The 26,487-nt window shown below is 63.2% G+C and carries 23 protein-coding genes and 2 tRNA genes; 9 read left to right on the top strand and 16 right to left on the bottom strand.

Translation table 11 applies throughout. The features are described 5' to 3' along the window. Positions 1-61 precede the first annotated feature (61 nt). Both ABIB57_RS19610 and ABIB57_RS19605 read left to right on the top strand, forming a co-directional pair. On the top strand, positions 62-1,783 hold the full coding sequence (locus ABIB57_RS19610; RefSeq protein ID WP_354042934.1) for a long-chain-fatty-acid--CoA ligase: 1,722 nt from the start codon (positions 62-64) through the stop codon (positions 1,781-1,783). After that, positions 1,780-2,172 carry a MerR family DNA-binding protein gene (locus ABIB57_RS19605; RefSeq protein ID WP_299745732.1) on the top strand — a complete coding sequence of 131 codons (393 nt, stop codon included), beginning with the start codon at positions 1,780-1,782 and terminating at the stop codon, positions 2,170-2,172. Before ABIB57_RS19610 ends, ABIB57_RS19605 begins: the two co-directional genes overlap by 4 nt. Here ABIB57_RS19605 and ABIB57_RS19600 read toward each other — a convergent pair. From ABIB57_RS19600 to ABIB57_RS19590, 3 genes are read right to left on the bottom strand one after another with little or no spacing between them, the layout of a single operon-like run. Then, entirely contained in the window at positions 2,169-2,474 is a 306-nt protein-coding gene (locus ABIB57_RS19600) for a UvrB/UvrC motif-containing protein (protein WP_354042933.1), read from the bottom strand. The genes ABIB57_RS19605 and ABIB57_RS19600 overlap by 4 nt on opposite strands. 10 nt (positions 2,475-2,484) lie before the next feature. Then, positions 2,485-4,062 carry a cisplatin damage response ATP-dependent DNA ligase gene (locus ABIB57_RS19595; protein WP_354042931.1) on the bottom strand — a complete coding sequence of 526 codons (1,578 nt, stop codon included), beginning with the start codon at positions 4,060-4,062 and terminating at the stop codon, positions 2,485-2,487. Next, entirely contained in the window at positions 4,059-5,054 is a 996-nt protein-coding gene (locus ABIB57_RS19590) for a ligase-associated DNA damage response exonuclease (protein WP_354042930.1), read from the bottom strand. The genes ABIB57_RS19595 and ABIB57_RS19590 overlap by 4 nt, the downstream gene beginning before the upstream one ends. Positions 5,055-5,137: 83 nt before the next feature. On the opposite strand from ABIB57_RS19590, the gene ABIB57_RS19585 reads away from it, so the two are divergent. Further along, positions 5,138-5,974 (top strand): aldo/keto reductase, encoded by an 837-nt coding sequence (locus tag ABIB57_RS19585; RefSeq protein ID WP_354042929.1) that lies wholly within the window; start codon positions 5,138-5,140, stop codon positions 5,972-5,974. On the opposite strand, the gene ABIB57_RS19580 is transcribed toward ABIB57_RS19585, so the two are convergent. The 4 genes from ABIB57_RS19580 to ABIB57_RS19565 all read right to left on the bottom strand — a co-directional run bounded on the left by ABIB57_RS19580 (position 5,975) and on the right by ABIB57_RS19565 (position 11,194). After that, on the bottom strand, positions 5,975-6,268 hold the full coding sequence (locus ABIB57_RS19580; RefSeq protein WP_354042928.1) for a putative quinol monooxygenase: 294 nt from the start codon (positions 6,266-6,268) through the stop codon (positions 5,975-5,977). It lies immediately after the preceding gene. Positions 6,269-6,380: 112 nt separating this feature from the next. After that, positions 6,381-9,290: an insulinase family protein gene (locus ABIB57_RS19575; RefSeq protein ID WP_354042926.1), complete on the bottom strand. Its 2,910-nt coding sequence runs from the start codon at positions 9,288-9,290 to the stop codon at positions 6,381-6,383. Between the two features lie 117 nt (positions 9,291-9,407). Then, complete coding sequence (locus ABIB57_RS19570; RefSeq protein WP_354042925.1) at positions 9,408-10,382, bottom strand: aldo/keto reductase; 975 nt, start codon at positions 10,380-10,382, stop codon at positions 9,408-9,410. Positions 10,383-10,510: 128 nt separating this feature from the next. Beyond that, the gene (locus ABIB57_RS19565) at positions 10,511-11,194 is read right to left on the bottom strand and encodes a GntR family transcriptional regulator (RefSeq protein WP_354042924.1); all 684 of its coding nucleotides are present in this window, start codon (positions 11,192-11,194) and stop codon (positions 10,511-10,513) included. A gap of 198 nt (positions 11,195-11,392) precedes the next feature. Here ABIB57_RS19565 and ABIB57_RS19560 point away from each other — a divergent pair, with 198 nt between their 5' ends. Beyond that, a complete protein-coding gene (locus ABIB57_RS19560; protein ID WP_354042922.1) occupies positions 11,393-12,673 on the top strand; it encodes a Gfo/Idh/MocA family protein in 1,281 nt (426 codons plus the stop codon). A gap of 172 nt (positions 12,674-12,845) precedes the next feature. Beyond that, the gene (locus ABIB57_RS19555; protein ID WP_354042921.1) at positions 12,846-14,354 is read left to right on the top strand and encodes a helicase HerA domain-containing protein; all 1,509 of its coding nucleotides are present in this window, start codon (positions 12,846-12,848) and stop codon (positions 14,352-14,354) included. A gap of 130 nt (positions 14,355-14,484) precedes the next feature. On the opposite strand, the gene ABIB57_RS19550 is transcribed toward ABIB57_RS19555, so the two are convergent. Continuing rightward, complete coding sequence (locus ABIB57_RS19550; protein ID WP_354042919.1) at positions 14,485-15,354, bottom strand: aldose 1-epimerase family protein; 870 nt, start codon at positions 15,352-15,354, stop codon at positions 14,485-14,487. Positions 15,355-15,512: 158 nt separating this feature from the next. On the opposite strand from ABIB57_RS19550, the gene hrpB reads away from it, so the two are divergent. After that, the gene (gene hrpB / locus ABIB57_RS19545) at positions 15,513-17,963 is read left to right on the top strand and encodes an ATP-dependent helicase HrpB (RefSeq protein WP_354042918.1); all 2,451 of its coding nucleotides are present in this window, start codon (positions 15,513-15,515) and stop codon (positions 17,961-17,963) included. Positions 17,964-18,171: 208 nt separating this feature from the next. Here hrpB and msrB read toward each other — a convergent pair whose 3' ends face one another. Then, the gene (gene msrB, locus ABIB57_RS19540; RefSeq protein WP_354042917.1) at positions 18,172-18,573 is read right to left on the bottom strand and encodes a peptide-methionine (R)-S-oxide reductase MsrB; all 402 of its coding nucleotides are present in this window, start codon (positions 18,571-18,573) and stop codon (positions 18,172-18,174) included. 174 nt (positions 18,574-18,747) lie between these two features. On the opposite strand from msrB, the gene ABIB57_RS19535 reads away from it, so the two are divergent. Next, positions 18,748-19,578, top strand: coding sequence for a metallophosphoesterase (locus tag ABIB57_RS19535; RefSeq protein WP_354042915.1), 831 nt, complete (start codon positions 18,748-18,750; stop codon positions 19,576-19,578). Positions 19,579-19,792: 214 nt separating this feature from the next. Here the strand turns inward: ABIB57_RS19535 and ABIB57_RS19530 are convergent. The 3 genes from ABIB57_RS19530 to cpdR form a co-directional block, all read right to left on the bottom strand. Beyond that, positions 19,793-19,867 (bottom strand) — tRNA-Val (locus ABIB57_RS19530). Between the two features lie 28 nt (positions 19,868-19,895). Then, positions 19,896-19,970, bottom strand: a tRNA-Val gene (locus ABIB57_RS19525). Positions 19,971-20,085: 115 nt separating this feature from the next. Beyond that, positions 20,086-20,445: a cell cycle two-component system response regulator CpdR gene (gene cpdR / locus ABIB57_RS19520; RefSeq protein WP_284393747.1), complete on the bottom strand. Its 360-nt coding sequence runs from the start codon at positions 20,443-20,445 to the stop codon at positions 20,086-20,088. A 226-nt stretch (positions 20,446-20,671) separates the two neighbouring features. On the opposite strand from cpdR, the gene ABIB57_RS19515 reads away from it, so the two are divergent. Beyond that, positions 20,672-21,568, top strand: coding sequence for an N-formylglutamate amidohydrolase (locus ABIB57_RS19515; RefSeq protein WP_354042914.1), 897 nt, complete (start codon positions 20,672-20,674; stop codon positions 21,566-21,568). 265 nt (positions 21,569-21,833) lie between these two features. Beyond that, a complete protein-coding gene (gene hisN, locus ABIB57_RS19510) occupies positions 21,834-22,631 on the top strand; it encodes a histidinol-phosphatase (RefSeq protein WP_354042912.1) in 798 nt (265 codons plus the stop codon). Here the strand turns inward: hisN and ABIB57_RS19505 are convergent. The 4 genes from ABIB57_RS19505 to ABIB57_RS19490 all read right to left on the bottom strand — a co-directional run bounded on the left by ABIB57_RS19505 (position 22,628) and on the right by ABIB57_RS19490 (position 26,119). Next, positions 22,628-23,173, bottom strand: coding sequence for a TadE/TadG family type IV pilus assembly protein (locus tag ABIB57_RS19505; protein WP_354042911.1), 546 nt, complete (start codon positions 23,171-23,173; stop codon positions 22,628-22,630). The genes hisN and ABIB57_RS19505 overlap by 4 nt on opposite strands. Further along, positions 23,170-23,697 (bottom strand): TadE/TadG family type IV pilus assembly protein, encoded by a 528-nt coding sequence (locus ABIB57_RS19500; protein ID WP_354042910.1) that lies wholly within the window; start codon positions 23,695-23,697, stop codon positions 23,170-23,172. Before ABIB57_RS19500 ends, ABIB57_RS19505 begins: the two co-directional genes overlap by 4 nt. Continuing rightward, positions 23,694-24,983: a pilus assembly protein TadG-related protein gene (locus tag ABIB57_RS19495; RefSeq protein ID WP_354042908.1), complete on the bottom strand. Its 1,290-nt coding sequence runs from the start codon at positions 24,981-24,983 to the stop codon at positions 23,694-23,696. The genes ABIB57_RS19500 and ABIB57_RS19495 overlap by 4 nt, the downstream gene beginning before the upstream one ends. Before the next feature lie 164 nt (positions 24,984-25,147). Beyond that, positions 25,148-26,119, bottom strand: a complete 972-nt coding sequence (locus ABIB57_RS19490) for an alpha/beta hydrolase (RefSeq protein ID WP_354042907.1) — start codon at positions 26,117-26,119, stop codon at positions 25,148-25,150. Positions 26,120-26,487 lie beyond the last annotated feature (368 nt).

Here is a 26,487-nt window from a genome sequence, read left to right as displayed (position 1 = left end):
ATAGTTCGCTCAATTCGATCCGCACCAAGCGGACGCCGGCAGCGCCCCTGGAGGATATCTGATGGATACCGCAATCGACACGTCCGTGCCGGCACCCATGCGGCCATGGATCGGCAGCTATCCTGACGGCATTCGCTGGGACGTATCGATCGATACCCGTCCTGTGCACGAACAGGTGCTGGCCGCCTGCGCCAAGGACCCCTTCGCCCCCGCCATGGACTTCCTCGGCGGTATCACCAGCTTCGGCGACCTGGCCCGCAAGATCATCGCTTTCGCCGGCGCCCTGCAACACCAGTTCGGCGTGACCAAGGGCAGCCGTGTCATGCTGATGCTGCCCAACACGCCGTTCTATCCCATCGCCTATTACGGCGTGCTGCGGGCCGGCGGCATCGTGGTCAATTGCAATCCGCTCTACACCATCAAGGAACTCAGCCACATCGCCGAAAACGCCGATGCGGAGGTGCTGATTACCCTCGATCTCAAGATGATCTTCGAAAAGGCCGAGGCCCTGGTCGAGCAGGGCCATGTCAAGTCGGTGGTGGTATGCCACTTTCCCGATGCCCTGCCACTGGTCAAGAAGGTCCTCTACTCCGTGGCCAAGCGCAAGGACCTGTCCCGCCCCAGCAGGTCGCGCATTGCCCGCAGCATCACCTATTTCGACGAGATGATCTCGCGCCACGAAACCCCCGACGCCGTGGTCATCGACGCCACCAAGGACATCGCCGTCCAGCAATATACCGGCGGCACCACCGGCGTTCCGCGCGGGGCCCTGCTGACCCACGCCAATATCGCGGCCAATATGAGCCAGATCGACAAATGGGGCGGCGGCATTTTTTATCCGCCCTCCAAGGTCGTCGCCGTCCTGCCGTTTTTCCATATCTTCGCCATGACGGTCTGCATGAACGTGCCGCTGTGCAATGGCACCCAGATCGTCATGCTGCCGCGCTTCGATCTCAAGGACCTGCTGGCGCTGCTGGTGCGCACCCGCGCCAATATCTTGCCCGCAGTGCCCACGCTGCTCACCGCCATCGCCCGCGCCGATAGCGCCACCAGCGACAGCCTCAGGAGCATCGAGGTTGCCATTTCCGGCGGCGCCGCACTGTCCGACGAAATCCGCGCCGAATACGTCAAGAAATCAAGCGCCCTCCTGGCCGAAGGCTATGGGCTAACCGAGGCCTCCCCGGTGGTCTGCTGCGCCGCCCTGCGCGTCCCATCCAAGCCCATGTCCATCGGCATGCCGTTGCCGGGCACCGATATCCGCTTCGTCGATCCGGACACCGGAAAAGTCGTCGGCATCGGTGAAAATGGCGAGTTGCAGGTCAAGGGCCCCCAGGTCATGGCCGGCTATTACAAGGACGAGGAAGCCTCGAAAACTGCCTTCCAGGATGGCTGGCTGCGCACCGGCGACGTCGGCCACATGGACGACGAAGGCTATGTGTTCCTCGTCGACCGCATAAAAGACCTCATCATTTCCTCCGGCTTCAAGATTTATCCGCGCATCATCGAGGAAGCGCTGATGACCCATCCGGCGGTCGATGAAACCAACGTCATCGGCGTGCCCGACAGCTATCGCGGCGAAGCGCCAATCGCCTTCGTCAAGCTCAAGCCCGGCCAGAGCGTCACCGAGGCCGATCTCAAGACCTTCCTCGCCAAGACCATCAGCAAAATCGAAATGCCACGCGAGTTCATCTTCAAGGACACGCTGCCCAAAACCCTGATCGGCAAGCTGTCCAAGAAGGAGCTGCGCACCGAATACCAGGCCATGAAGGCGGCCAAGCCATGAACCGCCTGGAGCCTGAAAACCGCGACCTTTTCGCCATTGCCGACCTTGCGCGCGAATTCGGCATCTCGACCCGTGCGCTGCGCTTCTACGAGGCAAAGGGCCTGCTCGCCCCCGAACGCGTCGGCGCCACCCGCATCTTCCGCCGCCGCGACCGCGCCCGGCTGATCCTGATCCTGCGCGGCAAACGCCTCGGCTTCTCGCTGCGCGATATTTCCGACTATCTCAGCCTCTACGACGCCGACCGCAACCAGCAGGTCCACCTCCTCGCTGGCATGGTCCAAGAGCGACTGACCTCGCTTGAGGGCCAGTTGGAGGATTTGCAAACCACCATCGCCGAACTGCGCGAGATCAAGAAGCTGGCCGACGAACGGATGGCCAAGGCGGGTTAGCGCCCGCCCCTTGGCTTCGTCCCCTTTGTCATGAAATCCGGCTTCTTCGGCTTGACCCAGCCCTTGGGCGGCTGCCGCACCGGCACATTGGTGCCCAGCCCCATGGCCCCCGGCGGCGGCTGGCTGACCGTGGTGGTGAACCCACCTTCGTCATCCACTTTCGGCACTTCAGGCATTTCGCCACGCAGATGGGCGATCTCGTCGCGCAACCGGGTGGCCAATTCAAAGTCCATCGCCTCCGCCGCTTGCGCCATCTGCTTTTCCAGCGCCACAAGGCGAAGATGGTTTGATCGTGATGACATGAAACCCCTCCTAACTGGCGGCCACGAACACGGCCATATCCTCCAGCGTGCCGGCCTCGCTCGCCGGCTTATCCCACCGTATCCGATTGATCCGCGGAAACCTTAGCGCCACCCCGGATTTGTGCCGCGCGCTCTGCTGCGCCGAGTCGAACGCTACCTCGAATACCAGTTCCTTTTTCACTTCCCGCACCGGCCCGAAACTCTGGATCGTATTGGCCCGCACCCACTTGTCCAAGAGCTTCAACTCCTCATCGGTGAACCCGAAATACGCCTTGCCGATCGGCACGATCTCATTGCCCTTCCACACGCCAAACGTGTAGTCCGAATAAAACGAACTGCGCTTGCCATGCCCGCGCTGCGCATACATCAGCACCGCATCCACGACGTTCGGGTCGCGTTTCCACTTGAACCAGAACCCCTTGGGCCGCCCCGGCACATAGGGCGAGGTCCGCAGCTTGACCATGACACCCTCGTGCCCATGCTCGTCCGCGCCCTGACGCCGCAACTTCGCCAGATCGTCCCAATCGCCGAACGGCAGCACTTCACTCAAATCCAGCCGCGTCTGCGGATTGGCCGCCATCCAGGCCTCCAGCCGCGCGCGCCTTTGCGTCCAGTCCAGCGGCCGCACATCCTCGCGCCCATCGAACAGCATGTCATAGACGCGGATAAACGCCGGGCTGTCCTTGAGGTGCTTCGCGCTCGCCACCTTTTTGTTCAGCCGCTGCTGGAGGTCATTGAAACTGCCTGGCTCGAAATCCTTGCCGACCAGCAATTCCCCATCCAGCACAGCCATGCCCTGCACATTCCCGACGATATCGGGAAATGCCGTCGCGATATCGTCGCCGGTCCGCGAAAACAGCGACACCGTGCCACCGCCAAGCACCAATTGCACGCGAATGCCGTCCCACTTCCACTCGGCCGAAAAATCCTTCGGATCGAGCTTGGCGAGGTCCTTCTCTTCATCGATCGGATTGGACAGCATCAGCGGATGAAACCGCGCCGACTGGTCGATATCGGGCCGCTCGGCCTTTCCGTCGAGCCAGGCGAACAGATCGAGATAAGGCAACTTCAGCCCGTGCCACACCTCCTCGATTTCTTGCAAATCCTTGCCACTCATCTCGGCCAAAGCCGTCTTGGCCAGCCGCGCCGAGAGCCCGATCCGCAATGCCCCGGTCGCCAGCTTCACCAGCGCCCACCGCTCATTGATCCCCGCCCGCGTCAGCAGCGCGGCGATCAGCTTGGGCAATTCGCTCTTGCTGGTCGTATTGAACAGCTCGATCAGGTCGGTCAGCGACGGCAGGTCGCTCTGCTCACCGTGATGCGGCCAGATCAGCGCAATGGTCTCGCCGAGGTCCCCCACATAATCATAACTCATCGCGAATAGCGTCGGATCGACCTCCGCCAGCACGATATCCTTGAGCAGCGCTGGTTTCACATTGCGAAACGTCAGCGCCCCGGTCAAAACCGCCAGCGCAAAACCGCGATCGGGGTCCGGTGTCTCCGCAAAATACTGGGTCAACGCCGTGATCTTGCGATTGCGCGACGGCGTCAGCGCCAGCAGTTCCAGCAATTGGGCAAAGCGCTTCACTCCTCGCCCTCCCCGCCATCGTCCTCGAACCCCTGGATATTGAGCGGCTCGGCGTTCAGGCCCTGCTGCTGGCACCAATAGACCAGCGCATCCTCGCGCCCATGCGTCACCCACACGGTTTCCGCCCTGGTCTCGCGAATTGTCTGCCCCAACTCGCCCCAATCGCAATGGTCCGAAATCACCAGCGGCAATTCTACCAGCGCCTGCCTGGCCCGCTGCTTGACGCTCATCCACCCGGATGCCTGGCACGTCACCGGATCGGGAAACCGCCGGCTCCAGCGATCGCGAATGGCTGATGGCGGCGCGATCACAATCTGCCCCGCAAACGCCGCCTTGGGCACATCCAGCGCTGGCCGCAAATCGCCGAGCGGCACGCCCATCCCTTCATAGAGCGCACAGAGCCGCAGCATCGCGCCATGCAGATAGATCGGCGCGTCATACCCGGCGTCCCGCAGCAGCGCGATGACCCGCTGCGCCTTGCCCAGCGCATAACACCCCACCAGATGCGCCCGGTCAGGATTGGCCGTGACCGAAGCCAGCAAGCGCCCAATCTCCACTTTTGGATGCGGATGCTGGAACACCGGCAGCCCGAACGTCGCCTCGGTCACCAGCAGGTCGCATTCGACCAGTTCGAACGTCTGCGCTGTCCGGTCCGGCAATCTTTTATAGTCGCCGGTCACCACGACGCGCTCGCCCTTGTGCTCCACCAGCACCTGCGCCGAGCCCAGAATGTGCCCGGCTGGATAGAGGGTGATCGTCACCTCATCGACCTGCAGCGGCACGCCGAAATCCAGCGGCTCGAACCTTTCCGCGCAATCCTCCCCATAACGCGTCTTCATGATGGCGATCGTGTCTGGCGTCGCCAGCACCGCACCATGCCCGCTACGCGCATGATCGGCATGCCCATGCGTCACGATCGCGCGCGCCTTGGGTGTCGATGGATCGATGAACGCGTCGATGGCGCGGATATGCAGATTTCGGTCCAGCAACATGGCGATTTTCATTTCCCGCTTGCGCAATGGAACGAGGCATAGTCGCATCAGGTTGCCCCCTCGACAATCAAGGTGAGCCGATCATGCGCGAAATTCCCACCACGCCCCTGCCCGATGGCACGCTAATTCCGGTCTTTGGCCTCGGCACCTGGAAAATGGGCGAACGCAGTTCCGATATTCCCGCCGAAATCGCCGCCCTGCGGGCAGGTCTCGATGAGGGCGTGACCCTGTTCGACACCGCCGAAATGTACGGCTCCGGTGGCGCCGAGCGCGTGCTGGGCGAGGCCATTGCGGGCCGCCGCGACGACACGTTCCTGGTCAGCAAGGTGTTGCCTTCCAATGCCGGGCGCGCCAAGGCCATCACCGCCTGCGAGGCGAGCCTGCGTCGGCTCAACACCGATCGACTGGATCTCTATCTTCTGCATTGGCGCGGCTCGGTGCCGCTGTCCGAAACCGTCCGCGCCTTCGACGACCTCGTCACCGCGGGCAAAATTCTGCGCTGGGGCGTTTCCAATTTTGACCCCGCCGACATGGTCGAGCTCGACGCCCTATCCAAGCGCTGCGCCGCCAACCAAGTGCTCTACAACCTCACCCGCCGTGGCATCGAATTCGACCTGCTGCCGCAGGCCCAGCGCCGCTCCATGCCGATCATGGCCTATTCACCCATCGAGCAGGGCGCGCTCCTCGATCACCCTACGCTGGCCGAAATTGCCCGCAACCACGCCGCTACCCCGGCCCAGATCGCCTTGGCCTGGGTGCTACGCCAACCCGGCGCCGTTGCCATACCCAAAACCAGCAATGCCGAACGCGTGTCCGAAAATCTCGGCGCACTCGATATCGAGCTCACCGAAACCGACATCGCCAAGCTCGACAAGGCCTTCCCGCCACCGCGACGGAAGGCCTCGCTGGAGATGATCTGACTATTTGTCGGCCAGGATATCGATCTTGCTGATGCTGGGCGCCTCGGCGAACAATTCGTCCGCTTTGGCCATGAGCGCAGCCGCGACCTTGCCGTTGAGATGAGCATCCCGGCCGCCATCATCCTCGAAAGTATCGAAGATCGAATACCGGCCGTCACCTTCTTTGAGCGCGTACCAAGTGACGGTGCCGGGTTCGGCCTGCACCAGCGGCAGTGCCCCCTTCAGGAATGCCTCAACTTCGGCTTCCTTGCCCGGCTTGGCTTTCATGCTGGCGTAAATTGCCTTGGTGACCATGATCGTTTCTCCTGTGTGGGAGACACAACGCGGCCGGCTCGTATCGGTTCGTTTCGGGTGCCCGGCCTAGATGACCAGCACGAGCCAGACCAACGCCGTTACCCAGATCATCTTACAACACCTTGGTAACCTCGAGCAGTCCCGGACGCTTCTCGTTGGCCGCGGTGATCGCAGCTTCGCCGCCCAGCACCACGACATGGCCTTTGTCCCGGACGGCATCGACCGCCTCGGCCAGCGCCTTGAAATCGGCAACCGAGGTGTTCAGCACCTCGTCCCGCCGCTGCTGCCGCAGGGCCTCGGTCGTGCCGGTCAATTGCCGCCACATCGAGGAATAGCCCTTGGCATCGGGGAATTCATAGCCGTCCATGTCCCCGATCACGCCGATGATCGAGCGCGTCAGGTCATTGTCGCCAATCCCGGCATTGAGCGCCTTGCTGGCCCCGTCATAGGCATCCAACGTCTTGAGCAGGTTGGGATCGCGATAGGAGAGGAACGAGAAATTGCCGCTCGTCAGATCGAACCGGCTCGACCCCCCATAGGCGCCGCCCTGCACCCGCACCTTGTCCCACAAATAGGTGGTGTTGAGGAACTTGATCGCCACGCTTGATGCCGCCGTCAGGTCGAACCCGAGTGCCTTGAGATTGGCCCCCTTGCCCACGTAATTGACCTGCGCCGGAATGATCAGCCCTTCCGAACGCGGCTTGAAGTCCACGCTCCAGTCGGCCAGCGCCAGATTGCCGCTGGGCAGGCGATCGAGGAACGAAGCGACCTCGCCCTGTGCCCGGCTCCAGATCGACGCATCCGCCGTGGCATTGACCACAGCCCGTCCGCGGTTGAACAGCGTATCGCGAATACGCTCCAGCGCCGCCTGCACGCTGCCCCAGTCGCTATCGATACGCTTGACCAGGTCGCGCACGAAATTGAGGTAGCTGATGCCCCCCATTTGCTCGGCAATCCAGCTCGCTTCCGTCAGGCCCGATTTCAACCGCGTATCGACGATCGAATTGCCCGCCGGCACCAGCCGCGCTTCGAACCCGGCTTTTTCCTCCAGCGCCATCTGCTTGAAGCGCTCGCGATTATCCAGTCGCGCATCGAGCAGCACATCGCCCATGATGGCGAGCATTTCCTCGACTTTGTCCGGCACGGCCTTGCCCGAGAGGAAAAACCACGCCGCGCTGCCATTGTCGTTCTGTCGCGCCGAAAGGCCCCGATGTTGCGCAATACCACCAGTCGAGCGCCCGATGCGCTGCGTCAGCGATACAAAGTCTTCCTTGCTCGTGCCGGTCTGCATCAGCGCCCGCCCGAAAAGCGGCAGATAGGGCAGCAAGCCCTTGTCCAGCACATGCAGGTCGAACCCCAGGTCGAGGTACAAAATCCCCAGCGTCGGCAGGTCGTGATAGAACAGCTTGGTGCCCGCCAGCGTGCCGATATCAATGGACACAGTGCGGATTGTCCGCTCCAGATCAGCCAGCCCCAGCGTCGGGATCTTGGCCAATTGCGCCGGATCGTCGACCGCTTCCTGCAATGCCTTGAGCTTTTCGGTATCGGCAATCACCGCCTTGATGGCCTCGACATCAAGCTGCTCGCGTACCTTGGCCAGCCGCGCCTCTTCGGCTGCCACGTCACGCGCGCCCTGCTTGTCGTCGGCGCTCAGCGTCACCGTGGTCCGGTGCATATTGTCGAGGAACAGTCGACGGATTTCGCGCTCGAAATGGCCGTCGGCGGCTTTTTCCTTGAGCTCGGTCAGCGCCTCTTCGAAATGCAGCGGCGCCAGCGGGTCGCCGCCATGGAGCCACGTGCCCAGAGACGAAAACATCATCGACATGCCGCGCGGGTAGGAGCCGGTATTGTTCTCGCGCAGCGAGAATTCAAAGGTGTTGAGCGCCGCTTCCACGGTCTGCTTGTCGATGCCATCAGTGGCGATCTGCTCTAGGCTCGACAGGATCAGTGCCTCGACCTTGCCGGCATCGGCCGCATCGATCCCCTTCATCCCGAAGCTTGCCATTGGCTGGCGCAGGCCCGAGCCGATACCGCCTCCGGTCATGCCCTCACCCAGCCCCGAATCCGTCAGCGACTTGCGCAACGGCGCCGCCGGATTGCCGGCCAGCATGTAGCTCAGCAGGCCATTCGACAGCGTCTCGGTCTTGTCCGCAGGCGGGTCGATCATCCAGTTGACCGACACCATGCCGTCGCGCGCCTTGCCGTCTTCCTTGGTGCCCGCATAGGTAGCGACGATATTGCGCGGCTGGTTGAAGCGCGGCTGCAACTGCACCTCGGCATCGACCGGCGCGCGATCGAATTCCGAAAAATACGCGTCCAGAATGATCAGCCGCTCATCGGCATTATCATCGCCCGAAAAGAACGCGCGCGCATTGGAGGGGTGGTAGAACTTCTCGTGGAAGCGCTTGAACTGCTGGTAGCTCAGGTCGGGAATCGCCTTGGGATCACCGCCCGAACTCTTGCCATAGGTGATGTCCGGATAAAGCGAGCGCTGCGAAATATCGCGCATCACACTGTCGGGGGAGGAGAACACCCCCTTCATTTCGTTGAACACCACGCCCTTGTAGACCAGCGGCGCTGCCGTATCTTCCAGCTCGTAATGCCAGCCTTCCTGGCGGAAAGTATCCTCGGAAATCAGCGGGAAAAACACCGCGTCAAGATACACGTCCACCAAGCTGTAGAAGTCCTGCAGGTTCTGGCTGGCCACCGGATAGGCGGTCTTGTCCGGAAACGTCATGGCGTTGAGGAAGGTATTGAGGCTCCCCTTGATCAGTTCCACGAACGGCTTTTTGACCGGATATTTCCGGCTTCCGCACAGCACCGAATGCTCCAGGATATGCGCAATCCCCGTCGAATCCTCGGGCGGCGTCTTGAAGGTGATGCCGAACACCTTGTTCTCGTCGTCATTGACGAGGCTCAGCACCTCCGCCCCGGTCTTCTTGTGACGATACAGTTTCGCCTGCGAATTGACCTCGGCAATATGCTCGTCACGAACGAGTTCGAAGGCATCATGAGTGGACATGGGAAGGTCTTTTCTTGGAATGCGTTGCGCACAAGGTAGGGAGGCGCAAGAGGATGCGCTAGGGGGCAACGATGACGAAGGCGTAAGGTTCGCGTCTGGCGCAAAGCGCTCCGCTGACTAGACCCCGCCCCGGATCGCCGGCTTCACTTCCCGCTCATACCACTCCGCCATCTGCCGCATCAGCGCCGGGAACAGGCTTCCCCGCTCGCTCGCCGCGACATTGTCCGCCAGCTGCTCGGGCTTGCTCACCCCGGCGATGACCGTGCTCACCTGGGGATGATCCAGCACCCAGCGCAGCGCCACCTGCGCCAGCGGCACATTCTCGGGCGCCAGCCCTTTCAGTTCCTGCACCAGTTCCACGCCGCGCTCGAACGGAATGCCCGAGAAGGTTTCGCCCACCGAAAATGCCGCGCCGTCGGCATTGTAATTGCGGTGGTCGCTGGCATCGAACCGCGTGTCCTTGGCATATTTGCCGGTCAGCAATCCGCTCGCCAGCGGCAGCCGCACGATGATGCCCACATTCTGCGCTGCCGCCTGCGGCAGCAGGTCCTTGGCGGCGTCCTGGCGCAAGATATTGAAGATGATCTGCAGCGTCGCGACGCCCTCATGCTGCAGGCAGATCAGCCCTTCCTCGACCGTCTCGACGCTGGCGCCATAATGGCGCATCAGCCCCTCGGCCTTGAACTCGTCCATCCAGCCAAAAATCTGGCCGTCGCGCAGCACTTCGGTGGGCACGCAATGCAATTGCGCCAGATCGAGCGTCTCCACGCCAAGCCGCTTGGCCGAGCCGAGCAGGCTCTCGCGCACGCCACCCTTGCTGAACTTGTCCGGGAACATCGTCCCCGACCGGCCCACCTTTGTCGCCACATGCGTGCCAAAACCCTTGGCATGCGCGCCGATCCGGCTCTCGCTCAGCCCGCCGCCATAGACGTCGGCGGTATCCCAGAAATTGACGCCCTGGGCATTGGCGGCATCCAGAATGGCCGCAGCCACGGCGTCATCGACCGGCCCGAAGTCTCCACCCAATTGCCAGGTGCCAAGACCAATTTCGGAGACCGAATAGCCGGTTTTGCCAAGGATGCGCTGTTTCATAGATGGGGCTCCAGTCTGTGTTCAACCGCAGTTACCCCCACCCCGGCTTTCCCCTCAAGGGGGGAAAGGACGATTTAGCTGCAAGCTCAGCGGCCAGTAGTGATGTGATGTCTAGGGCTTAAGGGCGATCAATGCACCGGTTCAAAATAATCCGGATGGTCGGCAATCGTCTGGCTCAACAGCACCTCGGCCCGCGCCAGGTGGGCGCGCATCGCCGCTTCTGCGCCCGCTGAATCCCCCGCCGCCACCGCCGCCGCGATCTCCTTGTGCTCGGCGATGGCGCGCTGGCTCGATGACACGCCCAGCGTCAAAAACCGTACCCGGTCGAGCTGCATCTTGTGGTCGTCGATTAACTGCCACGCATATTCCACGCCCGCCAGCCGCGCCAGCGTGCGGTGGAACAGCTCGTCCAGCGTGTGAAACCCCAGATTATCGTCCGCCGCCGAGGCCGTCTCTTGCCCCGCGATCAGGTCGGCCAGCACCGCCTCGGCGTCACCCGGCCGCGCCGCGACCCGACGGATGATCTCAACCTCGATCGATTCGCGAATAAACCGGCTCTGCCGCACCCCATCGGGCGAAATTTTCTTGACGATAGTGGCCCGCTTTGGCCGGATCAGCAGCAGGCCCTGCTGCGCCAGCCGGATGAACGCCTCGCGCACCGGCTGCCGCGACACCCCGTAGCGCCCGGCGATATCGCTTTCCGAAATCACGTCGCCCGGCTTGAGCGCCATGGTGACGATTTCGTCGCGCAGGGCTCCCACCACGCGCAGCGCCATGGTTTCTTCGCTCGCTTCGAGTTCGCCAACCGTCATTGCCTGATTCCCCTCACCGACCATGTGCGCATACACCGGCGCCCGTCACTGCTCGATGCATCATTACCCACAGCCTCGTTCGCCGAGATCAATACCGCGCAGGCGAGCAAAACAACTAGTGCTTCCTCAATCTTGTATGGTAGATGCGTGCGAAGCGCCATCCATGGCGCACGATTATGTCGATGCGGGAGAATTCGAATGGCAAAGACCTACGCGCTTGTTGGGACCGGCGGCCGTGCCCGTATGTTTTATGAGGCGATTTTCGGACCGCACCGCGAGCACTCCCGGCTCGTCGCGCTCTGCGATACCAACCAGGTCCGCGTGGATTATACCAACCGGGTGATCGAGCAGGAACTGTCCGGCAAGGCCGTCCCAACCTATAAGGCCGCCGATTTCGCCAGGATGATCGCGGAAAACAAGCCCGACACCATCATCGTCACCTCGATCGACCGCACGCACCACAAATACATCATCGCCGCGCTCGAAGCCGGCTGCGACGTGATCACCGAAAAGCCGATGACTACGGACCCGGAAAAGTGCCAGGCCATCCTCGACACAGTCGAGCGCACCGGCAAGCAGGTGCGCGTCACCTTCAATTACCGCTACGCGCCCCACAATTCGGCACTGCGCGAACTCGTTGCCTCCGGCGCCATCGGCACCCCGACCTCGGTGCATTTCGAGTGGCTGCTCGATACCCGCCATGGCGCCGATTACTTCCGCCGCTGGCACCGCGACAAGCGCAATAGCGGCGGCCTGATGGTGCACAAGTCGACCCACCATTTCGACCTGGTCAATTTCTGGCTCGGTTCGCAGCCTGACACCGTGTTCGCCATGGGCGACCTGAAGTTCTACGGACGCGCCAATGCCGAGGAACGCGGCGTCTTCACGCCCTATACCCGCACCACCGGTGTCGAGGCCGCCAAGGATGACCGCTTCGCCATCGACCTGACCGACAACCCGGCCCAGAAAGGTCTCTATTGGGATGCCGAGAAGGAAGACGGTTATCTCCGCGACCAGAACGTGTTCGGCGATGGCATTTCCATCGAAGACACCATGAACGTCATGGTCCGCTATCGCAACAGGGCGGTGATGACCTACTCGCTTTATGCCTACGCGCCCTGGGAAGGCTTTAACGTCGCCATCAACGGCACCGGCGGTCGCGTGGAGCTTACCGTGCACGAGACCAGCTACATCAATGCCGGCGGCTCGTCTGACGCGGAAGGCGCAGCCAAGGGCGTCCACCTCTACCACTTCCCCCTGCATGGCGAATCCCGCCAGGTCCCCATTGTCGCCGGCGAAGGCGGCCATGGCGGCGGCGACAAGATCATGCTGGAGGAGATCTTCGGCAATGCGACGCCCCGGCCCGGCTACGGCGCCAATCACCGCGACGGCGCGCTGTCCATCCTGACCGGCATTGCCGCCAACCAGTCTTTCGCCACCGGCCTGCCGGTGGACGTGCGCACCCTGGTTCGCCTCTGACACAGCACGACCCGGTGCGCCCAGCACCGGGTCGTCGCGGCAACAGCTCGTAACATCTGTGTTCTGGGCGTGCTCTGCTGTCCCGAATCGGCGTCGCTGCGTGTAACATGGCGCGATGAGCTTGCCGTGCCTCCCGATCGACTGGGATGTTGCAGCCCGATCCGGAGACCGAATGAACGTAGCCATCGACATGGGAGCAACGACCGGCAGTGCCCACGCCATGCTCGATCTCGAAGAGCTGCTGGCCACGCGTCTCCTGGTCCAGGGCAATTCCGGCTCGGGCAAATCCCATCTGTTGCGCCGCCTGCTCGAACAGAGCGCGCCCTGGGTGCAGCAATGCATCATCGATCCCGAGGGCGATTTCGTCACTCTGGCCGACAAGTTCGGTCACGTCGTTGTCGATGCCGCCCGTACCGAAAACGAACTGACCCGCATTGCGGGCCGCATCCGTCAGCACCGTGTCTCGGTCGTGCTCAATCTCGAAGGCCTCGATGTCGAGCAGCAGATGCGCGCAGCCGCCGCCTTCCTCGGCGGCATGTTCGATGCCGACCGCGATTACTGGTATCCGGTCTTGGTCGTCGTCGATGAGGCCCAACTCTTCGCCCCCTCGGTTGCGGGCGAGGTTTCCGACGAAGCGCGAAAGCTGTCGCTCGGCGCCATGACCAACCTGATGTGCCGTGGCCGCAAGCGCGGCCTCGCTGGCGTCATCGCCACCCAGCGCCTCGCCAAGCTGGCGAAAAACGTCGCCGCCGAAGCCAGTAATTTTTTGATGGGCCGCACTTTTCTCGATATCGACATGGCCCGCGCCGCCGATCTGCTGGGCATGGAAAAGCGCCAGGCCGAACAGTTCCGCGACCTCGCGCGCGGCCATTTCATTGCGCTGGGCCCCGCGCTCAGCCGCCGGCCGCTCCCCGTCACCATCGGCGATGTGGAAACCTCGGCCCGCTCCACCAGCCCAAAATTGACCCCGCTGCCCGAGGCCAGCGCCGACGCCCACGACCTGATTTTTACCGCGACGCCAGAAGAGGCCCGCACCCCGATCCGCCGGCCACAGGCGCCGGCCCCGACGCCGACTGCCGATATCCTTGCCCAGCTCGCGCGCCCCAAGCCCGAAATCGAGGCGCCCCCGCGGTCGCTGTTCCCCGAAATCGACGAAGCCGAGCGCGAGGCCCAGATCGACGCCATCATGGTCGAACTGCTGGGCGATCCCGACGCCAGTTTCCGCAGCGTCGCCGTGCTCTATCAGGACTTTCTGGTCCGCTGCCGCATTCGTCGCGTCCCCGGCGAAGCGCCGGCTTTGCCCGCCTTCAAGCGCAAACTCGCCGTAGCGCGCGTCGGCCTCGACCGCGCCACGGCCGACAGCACCGCCTGGCAACAGGCCCTCGCGCTGTCTGAAACCCTCGCCGATGACATTCAGGGCGTCTTCCTTGTCCTGGCGCAAGCCGCCGTCACCGCCGCGCCTTGCCCCTCCGACGCCACGCTGGCCCGCCTCTACGGCACCCACTCCGCCACCCGCGCGCGCCGCCTCCTCACCTATTTCGAAGAACGCGGACTTTTGGTGGTCCGCCTGGATTTCCGCAACAACCGCGTCGTCGCGTTTCCCGATTTGGGCTGCGAAACGGGCCCCGGCGATCCTTCTGGGCCGGACGCCATGGTCGAAGAACGACCTGCGGCGGAATGAGTCGCCATGGCCCGGGCACTATGCCGCCCCACGCACCGTTCTTCCCGCGGACTTGATCCGCGGGCCTCTTGCCGCTGGTGCGATGTTGATAGTGGCCCGCGGGTCAAGCCCGCGGGAAGGAAGATCGGGACTAAACCCTCACCTCGATCCGCATCACAAACCGCGCCGTCGCCCCCGGCCCCAGTACTTCGCTATACGGCCGCTTTTCCAGATCGTCGGAGCCGCCCACTTCGGCTGCCGTGCCGTGCCAGGGCTCGATGCAGATGAACGGCGCGTCCGGTTTGCTCCACAGCGCCAGGTTCGGCAAATTCGTCCAGTCGATCTTGATCGAGGGCCCGCCCGGGCAACCATAACTGAGCCCTGCGCCCGCCCCCTCGGGGAACAGCATCGCGTCCGCCTCGAACAAACCATGCTCCAGCACCAGCATCCCCGCCTGGAACGGCGACGGCAGTTCCTCGGGCACCACCAGCCCATGATCCAGCCGGATCAGCGCCGGCTCCGCCCCATTGTCCAGGCTCACGCCATGCGTATCGGCCGGCGAGCCCGGCAGTGGCCACACGAAGGCGGGGTGAAAGCCGATGCCGAATGGCATCAGCTTGTGGTCACGATTGCTCACCTCGGCCGTGATGGTGATCGCCTTGCCCTCGATCTCGTAGGACAGGGCCAGCAGGAAATCGAACGGAAAGACCTGCCAGCTCGCCTCCGTCGCCATCAGCTCAAAGCGGCATGACATGGCGCCTGCCGCCACCAACTCAAACTCGCTGCTCCGCGCAAAGCCGTGTTGGCCCATGGCATAGCTCTTGCCCTCAATGCTGATCGTGTCGTTCGGCGCTTTCCCCACCATCGGAAACAGGATTGGCGACCGCCCACCCCAATATTTGGCATCGCCATTCCACAACCACTGCGCCCCATCCGTCGTGGTAATCGACTGCATTTCCGCTCCCAGCGCGGCGATGTCGACAGTGATCTGGTCGTTCCCGATACGGGTCGTTCCTGACATGAGTGTGGTTCCTTGTTTCGGCAGTATCTTAACTGCTCCGCGACCGACAAGAACCCCCACCCTTGACCCCTCCCCACAAAGCGAGCCGGAAGGGATATGTCGCCGCGGACTCGATCCCAAAGCTTGCCCCGTTTCCCCCAATCGGCCACAACCGCCTCATGCTCCTTCCGCCCCTCCCCATCGATGACGCTCTCCCGGCCCTGCTCGCCGCGCTGGCGCAAGGCCCCTACGCCGTGCTGGTGGCCCCGCCCGGCGCCGGCAAGACTACGCGCGTTCCCCTCGCGCTGCTGGACGCGCCCTGGCGTGGCGATGCCCGCATCATCATGCTCGAACCGCGCCGCCTCGCCGCCCGCGCCGCCGCCCACCGCATGGCGGAGACGCTTGGCGAGGAGGTTGGCCAAACGGTCGGCTACCGCGTCCGCATGGATGCCAAAATCTCCGGCAACACCCGCATCGAAGTCGTCACCGAGGGCGTTTTTACGCGCATGCTGCTCGACGACCCCGAACTGAGCGGTGTCGCCGCCGTGCTGTTCGACGAGTTCCACGAGCGCAGTCTCGATGGCGATCTTGGCCTGGCGTTGACCCTCGACGCTGCCGCGCTGCGCCCGGACCTGCGTGTCCTGGTCATGTCGGCGACGATCGACGGTGCGCGCGTGGCAAAACTGCTGGCCGATGCCCCGGTTATTACCAGCGAGGGCCGGGCTTTTCCGGTCGAGACGGTCTATGTCGAGCCCGATCCGCTGGCGCGCATTGAGGACCAGATTACTGCCGCCGTTCTCACCGCCTTGCGCGAGCATGCGGGTTCGGCGCTGGTCTTCCTGCCCGGCCAGGGCGAAATTATCCGGGTCGCAGAACGGCTTGGCTCCCGAGTGCCGGCCAATACCGATATCGCGCCGCTGTACGGCCAACTCACCACCGCCGAGCAGGACCGCGCCATCCGTCCCGCCGAGGCTGGCCGCCGCAAGATCGTGCTGGCGACCTCGATCGCCGAAACGTCGTTGACGATCAACGGGATACGCATCGTAATCGATGCCGGCTTCCGCCGCATTCCGGCCTATGAGCCGGCCACCGGCCTGACCACACTGGAGACCCGCCGCGTCTCGCGCGCCAGTGCCGACCAGCGCCGGGGGCGTGCTGGACGGACGGCGCCGGGGGTTTGTATCCGGCTGTGGAATGAGGGACAAACGGCTGGGTTGGAGCCCTTCGATACCCCCGAAATCCTCGCCGCGGACCTCTCCGGTTTTGCCCTCGATCTGGCCGCGTGGGGCATTACGGATTCCAGCATGCTGGATTTCTTGGACCCACCGCCGCGCCCCGCCTGGAGCGAGGCCGTCGCCTTGCTGCAGAGCCTCGACGCACTCGATGCGCAAGGCCGTCTCACAGCAGCCGGAAAAGCGCTGGCTCGTTTGCCGTTGCATCCGCGTCTGGCTCACATGATCGTCGCCGCGGCCGCCGAGGATGATGCACAGACCGCGACCGACCTCGCCGTGCTGATCGGCGAGCGGGGACTGGGCGGTGATAGTACCGACCTCGCCACACGCCTTGCCCGCTTTCGCACCGACCGCAGTCCGCGCGGCAATGATGCTCGCGCTCTGGCGCGGCGCTGGGCGGGTCTGGCGGGTGGTGGCAAAGGGGGCAATCTCGATGTCGGTCATCACCTCGCCCGCGCTTATCCCGACCGTGTTGCGCAGGCGGCGGGGGCACGAGGGCGCTTTCGGCTCGCCAATGGGCGGCAGGCGAGCCTCGACAGCACCGATGCGCTGGCCGCCGCGCCGTTTCTTGTGGTCACCGATATTACGGGTGCGGCCGCGAGCGGCAAGATTCGCGCCGCCGCTGCGATCGAGCGGGCCGATCTCGAGCGTCTTTTCGCCTCCCACATCATCGACGAAACCGTGCTGGCCTTCGACGAGCCGTCCGCCAGCGTCCGCGCGCGAAAAACCCGCCGCCTCGGCGCGCTGCGCCTGGCCGATGAGCCGGTTGCCGTTGAAGATCCCGAGGCTGCGGCGCGTCTGTTGGCGGACGCCGCCGCGCGCCGCGGGCTCGATATTCTGCCCTGGAGCCGCGACCAGAAGGCCTGGCGAGCCCGCGCCAATTTCCTGCGCGGCACGCTGGGCGATGATTGGCCAGATTTGAGCGCCGAGGCTCTCGCGCCCAGCGTGGCCGAATGGCTGGCGCCGGCCCTGTTCGGCCTGACCAAACTGAGCGACATCACCGGCGAGCAGTTGCGCACCGCGCTTGACCTGCTGCTACCCTATCAACGCCGCCAGGACATCGAGGCTTTGCTGCCCAGCCATTTCACTGCCCCCACCGGCAACGCCGTGCCCATCGACTATTCGGCCGAAGGTGGGCCGGCGATCGAAATCCGGGTGCAGGAACTGTTCGGGCTGACCCGCCACCCCACCATTGCCAATGGCCGCATTCGCCTGCTGCTGGTGCTGCTATCGCCGGCCCATCGGCCCATCCAGACCACGCGCGACCTCGTCGGGTTCTGGAGTGGCTCCTGGGTGGACGTCGCCAAGGACCTCAAGGGCCGCTACCCGCGCCACCCCTGGCCCGACGACCCCGCCAAGGCCGCCCCCACCGCAAGGGCGAAGCCTAGAGGGACTTAGATTTTGCAGTCGTCTGCCTCCCCCTTTGCGGGGAGGGATCAAGGGTGGGGGGATGTTTGGCCCCGATCGACATCGTGGCTCCGAACACCCCCACCCCGCCTCCCCCGTCAAGGGAGGAGTTAGGCCGGCGTCCAAACGCACCCTGTGCGCACAAACAAACACCCCCGGGCGAAGCCCGAGGGTGCTGAGTGATTGGAAGCGAGCGGCGTTACGCCGGAATGAAATTCAGTGCCACGCCATTGATGCAATAGCGCAGGCCCGTCGGCGGTGGGCCGTCGGGGAACACATGCCCCAGATGCGAGCCGCAGCGTGAGCAGTGGCATTCGGTGCGCGTCATGCCATGGCTGCGATCCACCGTGTTTTCCACCGAACCGGGAACCGGGTCGTTGAAGCTGGGCCAGCCGGTGCCGCTTTCGAACTTCAGGTCGGCCTTGAACAGTTCCTGATCGCAACCGGCGCAGGAGAACGATCCGGCGCGGTGCTCATGCAGCAGTGCGCAGGAGCCGGGACGTTCGGTGCCATGCTCGCGCATGACCGCATATTGCTCGGGCGTCAGCTTGGCCTTCCATTCGGCATCCGTGCGTGTCACCGGATAGGTATGGGCATCCATGGGCGTCTCCCGATTTTTCCAGAATTTGAACATGGCCCAGATATAGGCGCGAACGCCCCCGATTTCGAGCCCCGCAATCGATCAAGCCGCGGTGAGTAGTCCGCTCTTTCGGCCCTGTCACGGCCAAGTCATCTGCAGCCGCTAGGAGGCCACGAGCAAATCCAAGAGGCGAACATGACTTTGAAATTCGTGGTGATGAGTGACCTGCACCTGATGCCACAGGGCGAACTGTCGATGACCCTCGATACCGGCGCCCGGCTCGAACAGGCGATCGATGCGGTGATCGAGCGCTATGGCGATGCCGATTTCTGCATCCTGGCGGGGGACCTCGCGGATATGGGCCAACCGGCCGCCTATGAGTATCTCAAGACCATCATCGCGCGCATGCCGATCCCGGTCCACATCACCTTGGGCAATCACGACCGCCGCCCCGCCTTCCTCGACGTCTTCGGCGCCGATTTCGCCGATGCCGAAACCGGCAAGGTCGACAAGGTCATCGACATCAAGGGCTACCGCATCATCATGCTTGATTCGTCCGAGCCCGGCCGCGTCGATGGCGTGCTCGAGGACGACCAGATCGACTGGCTGCATGCCCGCCTCGCCGAAGCGCTGGACCGCCCGGTGATCGTGGTGCTGCACCACAATGCCAATGCGCTCCATATCCGCTCCGACGATATCCGCCTGCTCGAACCCGACGCCTTCATCGGCGCGCTCAAGACCCATCCGGATATCCGCCAGGTGATCGCCGGCCACGTCCACATCACCTCGACGGCAACCTGGCGCGGCCTGCCCTTCACCACCCTGGCCGGTGGGCATTATTCGGTCAGCTTCGTCGTCGACGAACCCGAAGCCGCCATCCGCCGCATCGACGGTCCCGGCCAGATGGCCGTCGTCATCGGCACCCCCGACCGCACCACCGTGCTGTTCGACGATTTCATCGACGGCAATACCAGCTTCGGCATCATCGAAGGCCCCCGCGTCCACAAAACAGCTGCCGCGGCATAAGGCTAGCGACGACTAACTGCGCCCTCGGGTTACGCCCGAGGGTGATTCCTGACGAGCAAATGATCCAATCGGCCACCATTTGCCTTCCAGCCGGTCAAGGCGAGGCGAAAATGCCGGATTGCGAGAACCGGAGCGCAACGTGCATGAGCACGTGAGCACCGGAAGCGCAGCAATTTGATATTTGCAGGCCGCCTTCACCGGAGTGGAAGGCAAATGGTGGGAGTAACAAGGATTGAACTTGTGACCCTTCGCGTGTGAAGCGAATGCTCTCCCGCTGAGCTATACTCCCGTCGCCAGAGGCGAAAAGTCTAGAGAGATGGTGGGCGTAACAAGGATCGAACTTGTGACCCCCTCGATGTCAACGAGGTGCTCTCCCGCTGAGCTATACGCCCATCTCTCCGGGAAGGATCGGCTAAGCCGCTCCAGTGGCGCGGATAGACCATAAAACCCCAGATGGGGTCAAGAGCCTGCGCCGGGTTTGTGCAACAAAGAAATCGATGTGGAAAATCAGGCGGCCAGGAGCCGCTCGACCTCGTTGACGAGATCCTTGAGATGGAAAGGCTTGCTGAGCACCGAAGCATCCTTGGGGGCGTCGCTATCGGGATTGAGGGCCACGGCCGCAAAGCCGGTGATGAACATCACCTTGAGGTCCGGATCGAGTTCGGTGGCGCGGCGCGCCAATTCGATTCCGTCCATTTCGGGCATCACGATATCGCTGAGCAGCAGCGCGAAGGGCTCCTCGCGCAGGCGCTCATACGCCGAAAGCCCGTTATCGAAGGACACGACTTCATAGCCCGCGTTCTTGAGCGCACGCGTCAGAAACTGGCGCATGTCGTTATCGTCTTCGGCGAGCAAAATTCGCTTCATCATGTCTCCAGCCGTCGCGACCTGCGCGCAACACAATGCGCTGTCTTCCAGCGCCCTGAGTCGCACCATAGAGGTGGATGTTTAAGCCAGTTTTACGGAAGGGCAACCACAAGACCATTTCATGACGATTTTTTGCGATAAACTGGACAATGGCCGCGACGCACGCCATGCTGGTTTATCAATAATGCTTCGCCCTGATCGCAAAGCAAAAATACTGGGAGGCAGCGTGCGGTCCGACTATTGGGATCAGCCGGCATTCGAAACCATCCGGCCCCGCCGGCTCGTGGCGCCGGTCGTGTTCAATTCGGGCCATTCCGGCCGGGTCTATCCCGAACGTTTCCTCGCCATGACGCGGCTCGATCACCTGTCGATCCGCCAGTCCGAAGATGCCTTCGTGGATGAACTGTTCGGCCGCGCGCCCCATTTGGGCGCTCCCATGCTGCGCGCACATTTCCCCCGCGCCTATCTGGATGTGAACCGCGAACCCTGGGAACTCGATCCCACCATGTTCGTCGAGCCGCTGTCGGATCGCTTCAACACCACCTCGCCGCGCGTTGCTGCCGGGCTCGGCACGCTGGCGCGCATCGTGGCCGAAAACAAACCCATCTATCGCGACCGGCTGACGCTGGACGATGCCCGCACCCGCATCGAGGGAATTTATCACCCCTATCACACCGCGCTGCAGGGCCTGCTCAGCGACGCTATTTCGGCCTTCGGCGTGGCGCTGTTGATCGATTGCCACTCCATGCCGCGCATTGCCCGCAGCGGCGACCGGGCCGCACCCGACGTGGTGCTGGGTGATCGTTATGGCACCACCTGCGCCCCCGCTCTGGTCGACCTGGTGGAAACCATGTTCGCCGGCGCCGGCCTCAAGGTGGCGCGCAACCGGCCCTATGCCGGGGGCTTTGCCACCCGCACCTATGGCCGCCCCCAGCATGGCGTGCACGCACTGCAGATCGAAATCAGCCGCCATCTCTATATGAACGAGGCGACACTGACCAAGAACGATGGCTTCGAGGCCATGCAGTCGCTGATCGAGCGGCTGATTTTCGCGCTGATCGGGCTGGACCTGATGGCACTGGCCAGCACACCGGCTGCTGCGGAGAAAGCTGCGGCGGAGTAAGGCGCCATTTCCGCTGCATCAATGGACTCATTCGCCTTCCTCACCTCGCCCCTCCGGGGAGAGGTCGGCGCGCAGCGACGGGTGAGGGGACTTTCGCGCGCACTTCCCCCAGCAAAGGCCCCTCACCCGACCCAAGTGGGTCGACCTCTCCCCGGAGGGGCGAGGTAAGGGAGCGCGTCTACCACCCCGATAGCGCCTTGGGAGTGGAGCTTTTGCCGCCAACGCTTTAAGCTCTTTGCACTCGCCTCACGCGCCCGGATTTCCCATGCCCTCCCTCCCCATCGATCTCGACCTTGTCACCCAGACCCTGCTTGAAGCCGCCGAGGCTGCGTCGGACAAAACCCTGCCGCTGTTCCGCACCCATCTGGCGATCGACAACAAGCTGAGCGTAGGGTTCGACCCGGTCACCGAGGCTGACCGCGCCGCTGAAACCGCCATCCGCGCCGTGATCGCAGCGCGCTTTCCCGACCACGCGGTGATCGGGGAGGAATGGGGCAATAGCGGGGATAGCGATTTCACCTGGATCATCGATCCCGTCGACGGCACCCGCTCCTTCATCAGCGGCGCGCCGGTCTGGGGCACGCTGATTGCACTGGCCTATCAGGGCGTCGCTATGGCCGGCCTGATGGCGCAGCCCTTTATCGGCGAGATTTTCCTGGGCCTGCCCGGCCGCGCCAGCTATCGGCGGGGCGCCATCGACCAGACCATTCGCACCAGCGGACAAACCGAACTCGGCGCCGCGCGCGTCTTCACCACGACGCCGGCTTTGTTTCGCACGCCCGAACTGGCGAGCAAGTGGCGCGCCGTCGAAGGCGCCACCCGCCTGCAACGCTTCGGCATGGATTGCTACGGCTATGCGCTATTGGCCGCCGGCCACGCGGACCTGGTGATCGAGCCATCCCTGCAAACCTACGACATCGCCGCGCTTGTGCCCATCATCCGTCAAGCCGGCGGCGCCATCGCCTGCTGGGACGGCAGCGAGCCCACCGGTGGCGGCAACGTGGTGGCCGCGGCGACGCCCGAACTGCTGGAGCAGGCGCTGGCACTGGTGAATGCGGCTTAGTTTACGTAGGCGATGGAACTGGTGAAGCGCGGCCGATAGGCCGACATGCTATTGAAGGTAATGGCGTTGAACCCGGCGATCGAGAAGATCGCGCTATGGGGTACGAAGGTGTCGATGACCAGGACCGAATCGCCATCGGCAATGTCGGGGATACGGCCGGTGGGGATGGTCGATGTCGTCAGCAGCGGAACCGCCTTGCCCGTCACCTTGGACCAGTCGACCGAATAGGTGCTGAGCGTGCGCTTGATGCTGCTCACACGCATGGATATCTGCGTCGCGTCGCCGCCCACCAGTGTCGTGACCGTGCTGAACGTCGATTGCAGATAGGCCGCGTTGATGGTGCTCTGGCGCGAGAGTATGTCGCCGGCCGTAAAGGTAGCCTTTTCCACATTCTGGGACGCCCGGAACAGATCGAACAACGTCACCGTGCCCATCAGCAGCGCCAGCAGCAAAGGCGCCAGCAGCGCAAATTCGATGGCGGCGACGCCTTCGCGGTCGTGCAGCAGCCGCCTGATTGCCACGCCCAGCCCCATCATCGTCATGGCTCGTTCGCAAACGCGGATCGGGAGACGATGCGATAGGCGCCGGTAGCGTCCTTGGGCAGGCCAAGCCCGACCCCCAGGAATGGCGTGATCGCGCTGACCACGAAGCAGGCGCGCACGAAGACCTGTTCCGAGCGCGCCCCGGCGGTGTAGCGCACCACCGGCGCGATCGGAACGGCCCGGTCGATGCAGCGCGCATCATCGGTAGGGTAATCGGCGGCAGTGCGGATCGGGATCATCTCCAGCGTCAGCGAGCTCTCGCAATTGATCAGCACCACCGCCCCATTGCAGATGCTGGTCTTGACCGTCGCGCTCGATGCCCCGTCCAATCGTCCGGTGCGCAATTCGCGCACGGTGCGGTCCAGCGCATGATCCAGCATGATGGTCTGCGTCATCAGCCAGCCCGCCTCGAAGGTAGAAAAGATGATGGCGAACAGCATGGGCACCACCAGCGCGAACTCCACCGCCGAAGCGCCACCGGAAGCGCGCAGGAATTCTGCCAGTCGCTGCCGCCAGATTATCATTGCGTCAGCTTGATCTTCTGGATCGCCGTGGCGATCGAGCGGAAAGCGGAGGCGATATCCAGGCCCGTCACCGAATAGAAATGGCTCGGGCTCGATGCACAATTGCGCATTTGCGTCATCGCGTCGGTATTGCTGCCGATGTCGAAGCCGATGGTGAACACGATCACCCGATTGGCTTTGGCGCTCGTACACACCTTGGCGAGCAGCGCTGCTGTTTCCGTAGCATTCTGATCTTTGTTGGTGATCGGGTCCCGGTAGAGCTTGGAATTGCTTTCGGTGCGCACCGGCTTGCTGGGATCTTTGGCGACATATTGCTCGGTAATATTGCCGTCGGTCATCAGCACGATGAATTTGATCGTATTGGGATCGGTATAGTCGGCCGGCCGATTGGCGAACTGGGATTGCGTCTTGCCAAGGGCCACGGCCTGGGCAATCAGCGGGCGCGCGCTCGGGTCCAGCAGCATCAGGCCCCAGTTCATCGCGACCGCCGTGCCCGTGCCGTCATACATTTTGTAGCCGTCGATTTGCGCCTTGAGATAGGCCGCATCGTTGGACAAAAACGAGATCGCGGTATCGTCGCCCGGGCACCATGCCGGATTGAGGTCGGTGGAATAATTGGTGGCGTTCCAGACCGTGAAATTGTCGACTTGCGCCCGCCCGCTGAAACTGATCAGCCCTGCGGCGTAGTCAGGGCTTTTGAGCATGAAGCACGACGAATTGTTATGCACCCGTACCCCGCCCAGGGCATTGAACATGGCCGCGCCCACGCTGACCTGCCCGGCATAGGGCACGATGCTGATGGTCGTATAGGGCTTGGTGGCGTCGGTCAGCAGCGTGCTGACAAAGTCTCGGGCAGCCGGCTTCAGGCGAGCGAAGCGGCTACCGACCATCGAGCCGGAAAAATCCAGCATCAACGAGATTTCCACGTTCTGCCGCCGCTCTTCGGCGCTGGCCTGGGCAACCACGGTCATCGTGTCGATGCCGATCAGCGGCAAGAATGCGGTGGGCATGGTGTAGTCGGCGCGAACGGTGACGACTTTGCTCGTGGAGCTTTTGACGTCCTTCAGCACGGTGACGCTAACCTCGTCGTTGAACGACACCGATTTGAGGTAGTTGACCACCGTGTCTTCGACAGTCTTGGTCTGGGCCAACGACGTAGCTGCCAGCACGCCGCGATCGACCCCGTCCTGCAATTGCGCCCGGAACGATTCGTAGCGCGCAATATCGGTCGCCCCGCCGGCGATGACCGCCAGCGGTACGAACAAAAAGCCCACAATAATGGCCACGTTGCCTCGCGTTTCCTTCGCGAAAGCCCCGAGCAGCCCCCCCAACCGCACTACGATGTCCTATCGTCAGTGTTTCAACCGATCGGTCGAGTACATACGAGATGGCTTAACAACGCGAAAATTTAGCCGCTATTGGTCTGCTAGCGAACAAAAACGTGATCGTGCTAATGCGTCTGCTCGGTAATGAACGCATCGAACGCGGCAAACACCTGGCTGCGGATGGCGTCCTTTTCCATGAACAACTCGTGCCGGGCGCCGGCGAGGACCATGTGGTGGCCGGTGCGCATCCGCAGGCCCAATTGCTCGATTGTGCCGGTCGACACCACCTGGTCCAGCGCCGCCGCCAGCATCAGCACCGGCACGCGGATCTTGCCGGGAAAACTGTCGCGGCCAACTTGTGCCATCGTGGTCATCGCCGCCGCCGCCCAACTGATCGTCGGCGCACCGACGCCGAGCGCGGGCCGGGCCTTGATCACATCGACTGTCCGCATATAGCGCGTCCGGTCCGAGGTCAGCGGATTGTCGGGGAAGCTCTGCTCGGCGGCGAGCCGGTCGCCCTTGCGGCCGATCGGCAGCTTGCCCAGCCCCACGAAATTGAGCGCTCCGGCAACCCTGGCCATGCCCGCAAAGCTCAGCGGCTGGCGGTCCAGCCCAACCATGGGCGCGGACAGGAACACCCGGTCGAACATCAGCCGGTCGTTGATGCCGGCGAACAGGCTCACCAGCCCCCCCATCGAATGGCCCACCAGGTAAAACGGCGGCGGGCAGTCGGGCAGCAGGATTTCAGTGTGGAAGCTCTGCAGGTCGCACCAATAGTCGTCGAAGGTATCCACATAGCCCAGATCGCCGGAGATCAGCCGGTCCGAGCCACCCTGGCCGCGCCAGTCGAAGGTCGCCACGGCGAAACCGCGTTTGCGGAAATCGGCGATGGTCTCGAAATATTTCTCGATGAATTCGGTCCGCCCCTGCACGAGGCAGACCGTTCCCCGATGCTTTTCCCCGGTCCGCGGCCAGATCGCGTAGCGGATGCGCACTTTGTCGGTCGTCAGGAAATACCCCACCCGCGCGCCCTCGGGCACGGGATTGCTGGCGATGTTGACGAGGTCCGGTCCGGCAGCAGCGGCAGCAGCGATCATGATGGGTTTCCGAATGGTCATCTGACTTAGACCAAACAGATAAAAGAAAACCAGCATCTCCGAAAAGATGCTGGCTTCCTTGCGTGCGGCCCGTGCGGGGGGCGGGTGACGGGACCGCATTTGGGTCGTGAATTAGAACGAATGCCCTCCGTTCTTCTTCACCTGACCCGTTCTACGCCAGCCAGGCTGAATTGAACTGGACCAACGCGTTCATGTTCGGTTCATCTTGGCGGTCCCGGTGAATGGGCGACCGCGCCTCCCGCCTCTTGAACACCGAAATCGGTCACCTACATCTGTTGCGTTCGCCGCTTATCGCGGGAACCCCGACCTCGCCGAACCGACGCTTGCCTATTGCAGGGAGCGCTTTT

The organism is Devosia sp. UYZn731 (assembly GCF_040546795.1).
GTDB lineage: Bacteria > Pseudomonadota > Alphaproteobacteria > Rhizobiales > Devosiaceae > Devosia.
The sequence above is the reverse complement of the archived record's forward strand: the minus strand, read 5'-3'. Positions and strand labels throughout refer to the sequence as shown.

What these genes read in the sequence shown, in the direction of transcription:
- ABIB57_RS19505 (WP_354042911.1), bottom strand. Translation starts at nt 23,173, where the DNA reads ATGACGATGATGGGGCTGGGCGTGGCAATCAGGCGGCTGCTGCACGAC.
- ABIB57_RS19535 (WP_354042915.1), top strand. Translation starts at nt 18,748, where the DNA reads ATGACTTTGAAATTCGTGGTGATGAGTGACCTGCACCTGATGCCACAG.
- ABIB57_RS19550 (WP_354042919.1), bottom strand. Translation starts at nt 15,354, where the DNA reads ATGTCAGGAACGACCCGTATCGGGAACGACCAGATCACTGTCGACATC.
- msrB (WP_354042917.1), bottom strand. Translation starts at nt 18,573, where the DNA reads ATGGATGCCCATACCTATCCGGTGACACGCACGGATGCCGAATGGAAG.
- ABIB57_RS19585 (WP_354042929.1), top strand. Translation starts at nt 5,138, where the DNA reads ATGCGCGAAATTCCCACCACGCCCCTGCCCGATGGCACGCTAATTCCG.
- hrpB (WP_354042918.1), top strand. Translation starts at nt 15,513, where the DNA reads ATGCTCCTTCCGCCCCTCCCCATCGATGACGCTCTCCCGGCCCTGCTC.
- ABIB57_RS19590 (WP_354042930.1), bottom strand. Translation starts at nt 5,054, where the DNA reads ATGTTGCTGGACCGAAATCTGCATATCCGCGCCATCGACGCGTTCATC.
- ABIB57_RS19600 (WP_354042933.1), bottom strand. Translation starts at nt 2,474, where the DNA reads ATGTCATCACGATCAAACCATCTTCGCCTTGTGGCGCTGGAAAAGCAG.
- ABIB57_RS19610 (WP_354042934.1), top strand. Translation starts at nt 62, where the DNA reads ATGGATACCGCAATCGACACGTCCGTGCCGGCACCCATGCGGCCATGG.
- ABIB57_RS19580 (WP_354042928.1), bottom strand. Translation starts at nt 6,268, where the DNA reads ATGGTCACCAAGGCAATTTACGCCAGCATGAAAGCCAAGCCGGGCAAG.
- ABIB57_RS19570 (WP_354042925.1), bottom strand. Translation starts at nt 10,382, where the DNA reads ATGAAACAGCGCATCCTTGGCAAAACCGGCTATTCGGTCTCCGAAATT.
- ABIB57_RS19605 (WP_299745732.1), top strand. Translation starts at nt 1,780, where the DNA reads ATGAACCGCCTGGAGCCTGAAAACCGCGACCTTTTCGCCATTGCCGAC.
- cpdR (WP_284393747.1), bottom strand. Translation starts at nt 20,445, where the DNA reads ATGAAGCGAATTTTGCTCGCCGAAGACGATAACGACATGCGCCAGTTT.
- hisN (WP_354042912.1), top strand. Translation starts at nt 21,834, where the DNA reads ATGCCCTCCCTCCCCATCGATCTCGACCTTGTCACCCAGACCCTGCTT.
- ABIB57_RS19565 (WP_354042924.1), bottom strand. Translation starts at nt 11,194, where the DNA reads ATGACGGTTGGCGAACTCGAAGCGAGCGAAGAAACCATGGCGCTGCGC.
- ABIB57_RS19490 (WP_354042907.1), bottom strand. Translation starts at nt 26,119, where the DNA reads ATGATCGCTGCTGCCGCTGCTGCCGGACCGGACCTCGTCAACATCGCC.
- ABIB57_RS19500 (WP_354042910.1), bottom strand. Translation starts at nt 23,697, where the DNA reads ATGATAATCTGGCGGCAGCGACTGGCAGAATTCCTGCGCGCTTCCGGT.
- ABIB57_RS19575 (WP_354042926.1), bottom strand. Translation starts at nt 9,290, where the DNA reads ATGTCCACTCATGATGCCTTCGAACTCGTTCGTGACGAGCATATTGCC.
- ABIB57_RS19555 (WP_354042921.1), top strand. Translation starts at nt 12,846, where the DNA reads ATGAACGTAGCCATCGACATGGGAGCAACGACCGGCAGTGCCCACGCC.
- ABIB57_RS19560 (WP_354042922.1), top strand. Translation starts at nt 11,393, where the DNA reads ATGGCAAAGACCTACGCGCTTGTTGGGACCGGCGGCCGTGCCCGTATG.